The organism is Streptomyces tricolor (assembly GCF_002155905.1).
GTDB classification, from domain to species: domain Bacteria; phylum Actinomycetota; class Actinomycetes; order Streptomycetales; family Streptomycetaceae; genus Streptomyces; species Streptomyces tricolor.
In genome coordinates, this window is sequence record NZ_MUMF01000996.1 from 1 (window position 1) to 1042 (window position 1042).

1 protein-coding gene and 1 pseudogene are annotated in these 1042 nt (G+C 77.4%); both read left to right on the forward strand.

Features of this window, described 5'->3' with window-relative positions:
* Window positions 1-509 (forward strand): annotated as a pseudogene (locus tag CCN44_RS42250) (hypothetical protein); the annotation flags it as partial.
* A 64-nt stretch (window positions 510-573) separates the two neighbouring features.
* The coding region (locus tag CCN44_RS42255) for a molybdopterin-dependent oxidoreductase (RefSeq protein ID WP_158103233.1) at window positions 574-1042 on the forward strand (469 nt) is incomplete at its 3' end.

Below are 1042 nucleotides of genomic sequence, written 5' to 3' on the forward strand. Positions count from 1 at the left end.
TCGCCGAGCTGCGCCGCCGCCACCCCGAGCACCACCACGCCCACCACCTGCTGATCGCCCGCCTCGCCGAACGGCCCGCGGGCGGCCGGGCCGAGGCCCACGAGGTGTACGACGTCGCCGAGCTGGCCGCCGCCGAGGCCCCCGCCGACTCCCCGCTGGCCGTCCTGCCGGTCATCGCGTACGCCGAGCGGTACCGGGTGCTCGCCGCCACCGGCCTGGCCCCGGCCGACCCCGCCGCCTGCGGACACTGGTCCGGCCCGCGGGCCCGGCGCATCCTGCGCGCCTCCTTCGACTGGTGGCTGGAGTGGGAGCACGACGAACACCCACGCCGTCACATCGACCTCAACCACCTCGCGTTCGCCCTCTCCCGCGCCGGCCGCCCGGCCGAGGCGGCGGCCCTGTTCCAGCGCATCGGCGAGCACGCCACCCCCGCGCCCTGGGTCTACGCGCACCCCGACCCCCTCGCGGCCTTCCACGCGGCCCGCACCCGCGCGCTCGGGCAGAGATGACGGAAGTCTGACGAGCGGCCCGCACCCCTTGGCCCCGCGCGGCCCCCGGTGCTCGAATGAACGCGTGAACTCCGAACCGTCCGAGGAACCGGAACAGCGCCACGAGCCGGAGGCGGCCGGCCGCCCCGTCGGCCGCCGTGTCCTCCTCGGCACCCTCGGCCTGGGCGCCCTCGGCGTGGTCACGGCGCCCGCCCTGCAACGCGGCCTCGAAGGCTTCCTCGGCGGCGTCGCCGGCAAGGACCCCACCGGCCTGACCGGCCTGCTGCCCAACGGCGGCGGCTTCCGCTACTACTCGGTCGCCGCCTCCGTCCCGCACCGGACCGCCGCCGACTACCGCCTCACCCTCGACGGCCTGGTCGACCACCCGCGCGGCTACACCCTCGCCGAGCTGCGCGCCCTGCCGCAGACCCGGCTGGTCAGGGACGTCCAGTGCGTCACCGGCTGGCGGGTGCCGGGCACCCCCTTCGAGGGCGTGCGGCTGTCCCACCTGCTCGAAGCGGCCGGCGTCCGCCCCTCCGCACGGGCCCTCCGCT